The sequence below is a fragment of the Thauera sp. SWB20 genome, assembly GCF_000831325.1.
Taxonomy (GTDB): domain Bacteria; phylum Pseudomonadota; class Gammaproteobacteria; order Burkholderiales; family Rhodocyclaceae; genus Thauera; species Thauera aminoaromatica.
The window spans coordinates 24,040-30,039 of sequence record NZ_JTDM01000004.1; the positions used below are offsets into that span (position 1 = coordinate 24,040).

At 65.8% G+C, this 6,000-nt stretch carries 9 protein-coding genes; all 9 read left to right on the forward strand.

The annotated features are described in order from the left end of the window. Window positions 1-65 precede the first annotated feature (65 nt). Window positions 66-1,013: a patatin-like phospholipase family protein gene (locus PO78_RS00525; RefSeq protein WP_043741292.1), complete on the forward strand. Its 948-nt coding sequence runs from the start codon at window positions 66-68 to the stop codon at window positions 1,011-1,013. A 13-nt stretch (window positions 1,014-1,026) separates the two neighbouring features. Further along, window positions 1,027-1,920 carry a nucleotidyltransferase domain-containing protein gene (locus PO78_RS00530; RefSeq protein WP_043741295.1) on the forward strand — a complete coding sequence of 298 codons (894 nt, stop codon included), beginning with the start codon at window positions 1,027-1,029 and terminating at the stop codon, window positions 1,918-1,920. Between the two features lie 129 nt (window positions 1,921-2,049). Then, window positions 2,050-2,409 carry an integrative conjugative element protein, RAQPRD family gene (locus PO78_RS00535; protein ID WP_043741298.1) on the forward strand — a complete coding sequence of 120 codons (360 nt, stop codon included), beginning with the start codon at window positions 2,050-2,052 and terminating at the stop codon, window positions 2,407-2,409. Beyond that, a complete protein-coding gene (locus tag PO78_RS00540; protein ID WP_003140997.1) occupies window positions 2,406-2,645 on the forward strand; it encodes a TIGR03758 family integrating conjugative element protein in 240 nt (79 codons plus the stop codon). The genes PO78_RS00535 and PO78_RS00540 overlap by 4 nt, the downstream gene beginning before the upstream one ends. Before the next feature lie 22 nt (window positions 2,646-2,667). Then, the gene (locus PO78_RS00545; RefSeq protein WP_043741301.1) at window positions 2,668-3,036 is read left to right on the forward strand and encodes a TIGR03745 family integrating conjugative element membrane protein; all 369 of its coding nucleotides are present in this window, start codon (window positions 2,668-2,670) and stop codon (window positions 3,034-3,036) included. A gap of 12 nt (window positions 3,037-3,048) precedes the next feature. Continuing rightward, window positions 3,049-3,459 (forward strand): TIGR03750 family conjugal transfer protein, encoded by a 411-nt coding sequence (locus PO78_RS00550; protein WP_043741305.1) that lies wholly within the window; start codon window positions 3,049-3,051, stop codon window positions 3,457-3,459. 79 nt (window positions 3,460-3,538) lie between these two features. Beyond that, a complete protein-coding gene (locus tag PO78_RS00555; RefSeq protein ID WP_043741308.1) occupies window positions 3,539-4,231 on the forward strand; it encodes a PFL_4703 family integrating conjugative element protein in 693 nt (230 codons plus the stop codon). Next, window positions 4,228-5,142: a TIGR03749 family integrating conjugative element protein gene (locus PO78_RS00560; RefSeq protein WP_043741311.1), complete on the forward strand. Its 915-nt coding sequence runs from the start codon at window positions 4,228-4,230 to the stop codon at window positions 5,140-5,142. The genes PO78_RS00555 and PO78_RS00560 overlap by 4 nt, the downstream gene beginning before the upstream one ends. Next, window positions 5,132-6,000 (forward strand): TIGR03752 family integrating conjugative element protein (locus PO78_RS00565; protein WP_043741314.1); only part of this gene is annotated, 869 nt, incomplete at its 3' end. The genes PO78_RS00560 and PO78_RS00565, both read left to right, overlap by 11 nt.

Sequence of the window (6,000 nt, forward strand, 5' to 3'; positions counted from 1 at the left end):
CTCAGGGTTGAGCTGATGATCGTCGGCGTTGCGTACGTTCTTCATCGGTTGGGAGGACATTGAAAATGATGGAGTCGAAAGAAGAGTCTGGATCGTCTGCCTTACTGCGAGTCCTTACGTTGGACGGCGGCGGCGCTAAGGGCTTTTACACGCTGGGCGTACTCAAGGAAATCGAGGCGATGATCGGGTGCCCACTGCACCAGAAGTTCGATCTGGTTTTCGGTACCAGTACGGGCGCGATCATCGCGTCACTGATCGCGCTCGGTCACAGCGTCGATTCCATCCTGGAGCTGTACCGCAAGCACGTGCCTACCGTGATGTCGCAGAAGACCGCTCCGGCCAGGTCGCGCGCCCTGAAGAAGCTGGCGAGCGAGGTCTTCGGCGATGCAACGTTCAGTGATGTGAAGACCGACATCGGGATCGTTACGGCCAAGTGGCTGAACGAGCGCCCGATGATCTTTAAGGGCAGCGTCGCGCAGGCGCATGGCCGAGTCGGTACGTTCGTCCCGGGCTTTGGCGTGAGCATCGCAGACGCTGTCAAGGCATCGTGCTCGGCCTACCCGTTCTTCGAGCGAACGATCGTCAGGACCTCGATGGGTGAGGACATCGAGCTGATCGACGGCGGGTACTGCGCAAACAACCCGACGCTGTACGCAATCGCCGATGCGGTCCAGGCGCTTCGGAGAGATCGCAAGGACATCCGGCTTGTGAGCGTTGGCGTGGGCATTTACCCCGACCCGAAGCCGAGCCTGTTGATGTGGCTGGCGAAAAAATATCTCGTTAGCGTCCAGTTGCTGCAGAAGACCCTGGAGATCAACACGCAGTCGATGGACCAACTGCGGCAGATTCTGTTCCATGACGTACCGACCATCCGGATCAACGACTCCTACGTCACGCCTGAAATGGCGACTGATCTACTGGAACACGACATCAAGAAGCTGGGTGTCTTGTTCCAGCGAGGACGGGAGTCGTTCGCGTCGCGGGAGACGCAGCTTCGCGAGCATTTGATATAGCCAGGGGAAGACGATGCCAATACCAGAATCGCAGCTCGAAACATGGTCTCACCAGGGGTCGATCACCCAGTCGAGCAACACCTACAACACGATCAAGAGCGTCCTGGAGGCCAGCACCACGCCGTATGCCGGCAAGAATTTCAAGGTGTTCCTTCAAGGCTCGTACGGCAACGACACGAATATCTACGCCGAGAGCGACGTGGACATCGTCATCCGGCTGGACGACTGTTTTCACAGCGATCTCGAATCTCTGTCCGATGACGAAAAGTCAGCCTACAAGCAGGCATTCAGCGACGCGACTTACACCCATGCCGACTTCAAGCGGGACGTGCTGTCGGTGCTTGAGGGGCAATACGGCTCGGCCGTGAAAGCCGGCGACAAGGCGATTGCCATCGACGCGAACGGTTCACGGCGCAAGTCGGACGTGATTGTCGCGACGCAATTCCGGCGCTACTTCAAGTTCCGGTCAGCGAGCGACTCTGAGTACGTCGAAGGCATCTGCTTCTTCAACGCTGCCGGCGAGCGAATCGCGAACTACCCGAAGCAGCACTCGGCAAACCTGACAGCGAAGCATCAGGCCTCATCGAAGTGGCTAAAACCTATGACCCGAGTGTTCAAGAATATGCGCAGCCGGATGGTCGAAGATGGCTTGATCAAGGCTGGTATCGCGCCTTCTTACTACATCGAAGGCCTGCTGTACAACGTGCCGAACGAGAAGCTCACCACCAGCTATCAGGACTGCGTGGTCAACGCCTTGAATTGGTATCGGCAAGATGCCTCGAAAACCGATCTCGTGTGCGCCAACGAGCAGTATTACCTGCTGCGAGATGGTTTCCACACGTGCTGGCGACAGGCGGCCTGTGATGCGTTCATCGAGGCGGCGGTAAAGCTTTGGAACGAATGGTAGTCAAAGGATTGGTTTAACAGGCAAGCATCACATCTGAAATACGGTTGACCACCGGTTCCGTTTGATTGCGGCGCGAGCCGAGCAAGGGACACAGTATCAAGGCCATTCGCTTCACTTGGGAATGGCACGATGGGACAGACCAACCGCCGCGCATCCGCATGGCCTTCGCTGGCCGTGCTGCTGGCCGTGTTGCTCTCGGCCCTGCAACCCGCCATTGCCGACGACACCCCGGAGCGTGAGCAGCTCGCCGCGCTCACGCGCCAGCTCGACCTAATTGACCGACTGGCCGAGCACGCCGCCAACACCGCGCCGCAGGCGCGCGCCCGCTACCACTTCGACTACGCCCGACTGCGCGCGGACCTGAAGCGCGTTCGCGCCGGCCTGCAGGACTACCTCGTGCCCCAGCGCGCCCACCCGCGCGATCCCGTCCCGTTGGCCGGCGACTACGTCCGCCGCGACCGCGCCGACGACGAGGAGCCGTCGCCATGACGCCCTCTGCCGATCAGGTCGCCGCCTTCCAGGCCAACGGCGGCTTTGCGCCTTCGGCCGTCTCTGCCGTGGTGCTCGCTTTCGTGTTCGCCGTGTTGCTGCTGTGGGGCGTGTGGGCCATGCGCACCGCCTACGTCGGCTGGGCCGAGCACCGCATCACTGAGCGTCAGTTCCTCGCCGTCGTCGTGCGCTTCGTGGCGATGTACCTGGTGCTGACCTTCTTCCTCCTCTCCTGACCGTCACGAAAGGCCATACGCCATGAACACGCCACCGACATCCCATCGCATTCCGTCCCACATCGCCGCACCGCTGCTGCCGCTGGCGCTCGCGGGCCTGCCGCTGTCGGCCTTCGCGCAGGGCCTGCCGACCATGGAAGACCCATCGCGCGGCCAGGGAAGCGGCATCCTGCAGACCTTGCAGAACTACGGCTACGACATCGTGCTGCTGATCGCGCTGCTCGTGGTCGCCTCGATGTTCGTCGGTGTCTGCTATCACGCCTACACACGCTACTCGGAGATCCACACCGGCCGCGCCACCTGGGGCCAGTTCGGTCTGACGGTCGCCGTGGGCGCGATCCTGCTGGTGGTCGGCATCTGGCTGCTCACCAAAGCCACCGGCGTGTTGTAAGGGCGGCAAGCGATGGCCGTCCCTTCGGAGACCTTGCGCGACACGCTGGTGACCTTCCTGCCGCACCGGCTGAACCGCCAGCCGGTGGTCGTGCGCGGGCTGACCGCCGACGAGTTGTGGATCTGCGCCGGCCTGTCGGCCGCAGCCGGGTTCGCGCTCGGCGTGCCGCTGGCCTGGCTTACGCACAGCATCGCCATGGTGCCCACGCTGATCGTCGCCGGCATCGCGCTGGGCGTCTTCGTCGGCGGCGGCTTCCTGCGCGCGCAGAAACGCGGCCGGCCCGACACCTGGCTGTACCGGCAGCTCCTGTGGCGGTTGGCCCTGCGGCATCCGGCGCTGGCAGCGCTCCTGGGCGGCCAGCGCCTCGTCACCCGCTCGGGCTACTGGACGACCCGGCGCAACGCCGATCGAGGTGCGCCATGAGCGCGCCCGCACGGCCGCCCGAAGGGCGCGCGAACCTCCCTCGGGGAGGATGTCGCGTCAGCGACAGGAGGGTAGTTCAGTGAGCCGTTTCAAGAACGAGGTTGCGCACCTGCAGGCGCACGTGAAGACGCTGCGCCTGGGGGCCGGCGCGTTGTTCGTGGTGGCGCTGCTGCTCGGCTTCGGTTGGTGGAGTGCGCCGAAGAGTCTCACCATCCATGTGCCGCCGGACCTGCGCTCGGGCAGCACGCGCAAGTGGTGGGACGTGCCGCCCGAGAGCGTGTATGCCTTCTCGTTCTACATCTGGCAGCAGGTGCAGCGTTGGCCCACGAACGGCGAAGAGGACTATCCGCGCAACCTGCGCGCGCTGTCGGCCTACCTGACGCCGAGCTGCCGGGCCTTTCTGCAACAGGACTACGAATTCCGGCGCGCCAGTGGCGAGCTGCGTCAGCGCGTGCGCGGCATCTACGAGATCCCCGGCCGCGGCTACGGCGATGATCCGGCCACGCGCGTCAAGGTGGTCTCCGACCGCGATTGGATCGTCACGCTCGATGTGAGCGCGGACGAATACTACGGCTCCGAGCAGGTCAAGCGCGCCCTGGTGCGCTACCCGATCAAGGTCGTCCGGCTCGACATCGACCCCGAGCACAACCCCTTTGGCCTGGCGCTGGACTGCTACGCCAGCGCACCCCAGCGCATCGAAACGCCGCCGACGCCGACCCAGACCGGCGCGCCCGCCAACGCCTCCGGCCACCTGCAGGGAGACTCCCCATGAAGCATGTTGCCCTGTCGGCCCTGGCCGGCGTCCTGCTGACCCTCGGTTTCGTGCCGGCCAGCCAGGCCGTGGAAATCCTGCGCTGGGAGCGCCTACCCCTGCCGGTGCCGCTGGTGGTCGGCCAGGAGCGCGTGGTCTTCATCGACCGCAATGTGCGCGTCGGCGTGCCGGCCAGCGTCGGCGACCACCTCCGCGTGCAGAGTGCGGGCGGCGCGATCTACCTGCGGGCGAGCGAGCCGATTCCGCCCACGCGGCTGCAACTGCAGGACGTGGAATCCGGCGCGCTGATCCTCCTCGACATCGCCGCCGAGCCGGCGAAGGACGGCCAGGCGCCGCTGGAGCCGGTGCGCATCGTGGAAGCGGAAGCCCCCGCGAAGCGCTACGGCGGCAGTGCAACGAGCGGCGCGGACGAGCAGGCCGATGCGCCCACGGACAAACCCGTTCCCCGGCGCGAAACGCCGGTACCGGTCGTGCTGACGCGCTATGCCGCACAGAACCTGTACGCGCCGCTGCGCACCGTCGAGCCGGTCGCCGGCATCGGGCGCGTGAACCTGCGCCGCGACCTCACGCTGGACACCTTGCTGCCGACGCTGCCGGTGCGCGCGCGGGCACTGGCCGCGTGGCGCCTGGAAGACCAGTGGGTGACGGCCGTGCGACTCACCAACACCGCCGCGCGCTGGCTCGACCTCGACCCGCGCGCCCTGCAGGGGAACTTCGTGGCGGCGACCTTCCAGCATCCGAACCTGGGCCCGGCCGGCACCCCGTCCGACACCACGGTGCTCTACCTGGTCACGCGCGGCCACGGCCTGGCCGAGTCGCTGCTGCCGGCGCTGAGCCCGATCGACGCCACCGTGAACCTGCGGCCGGCCGCCGCGGCCGGCTCGACCGGAGGAGCGCGCGATGAAGAGTAATCCGCTGCTCAAGTGGCTGCTGATCCCGACGGCGCTGCTGCTGGTGTTCGTCGGCATCAAACTGTTCTCCGGCGCCCCCGGCGGCCAGCCCGCCCCCAAGGGCGCGGCCAGTACGCTCACGCCCGAGGAGATGAAAGCCCTGGGCATCGCAGGCGACACGCCGCGCGATACCGTCGCCACGCTGGTGGCCCAGGTGAAGCAGTTGCGCACCGAGCTGCAGAGCGCGCTCGGCGACAACAAGCAGCACAAGGCCGAGAACGAGCGCCTGCGTGCGCGGGAAAGCGCGATCGACCAGCGCATCCAGAGCGCGCTGGAAGGCGAACGCAACCGCCTGGAGCAGGAGCGCAATCAGGTGGCCAGCGACAGGCAGCAGACCCAAGGGCTGCTGCAGGATCTGCAGCGGCAACTGGACGGCCTTTCCGGCAAGGGCGGCCCGTCCGACCTGCCCGTCGGACTGGGGCTCGAAGAGGGTGACGGCCAGCGCTTCGACCGCGGCACCAGTGGCACGCAGTGGGTCGAGCCCGACGATGCCAAGGTCGACGCCAAGAACGGCAGCAAGGAGCCGAGCTTTCCCCTGAGCTTCGGGCCGGCCCAGAAAAGCCTGTCGGCCGCAGCGGAATCCGTCGCCGACGTGGGCAGCCGCGCCGTGGGCGCCTCCACGAAGGCTGTCTACACCGTGCCGTCGAACTCGACGCTCATGGGGTCGATTGCCATGACGGCGCTGATCGGGCGTGTGCCGATCGATGGAACCGTCAACGATCCCTATCCGTTCAAGGTGCTGATCGGCCCGGACAACCTCACGGCCAACGGCATCGACATCCCCGACGTGGCCGGCGCCGTGGTCAGCGGCACGGCCTC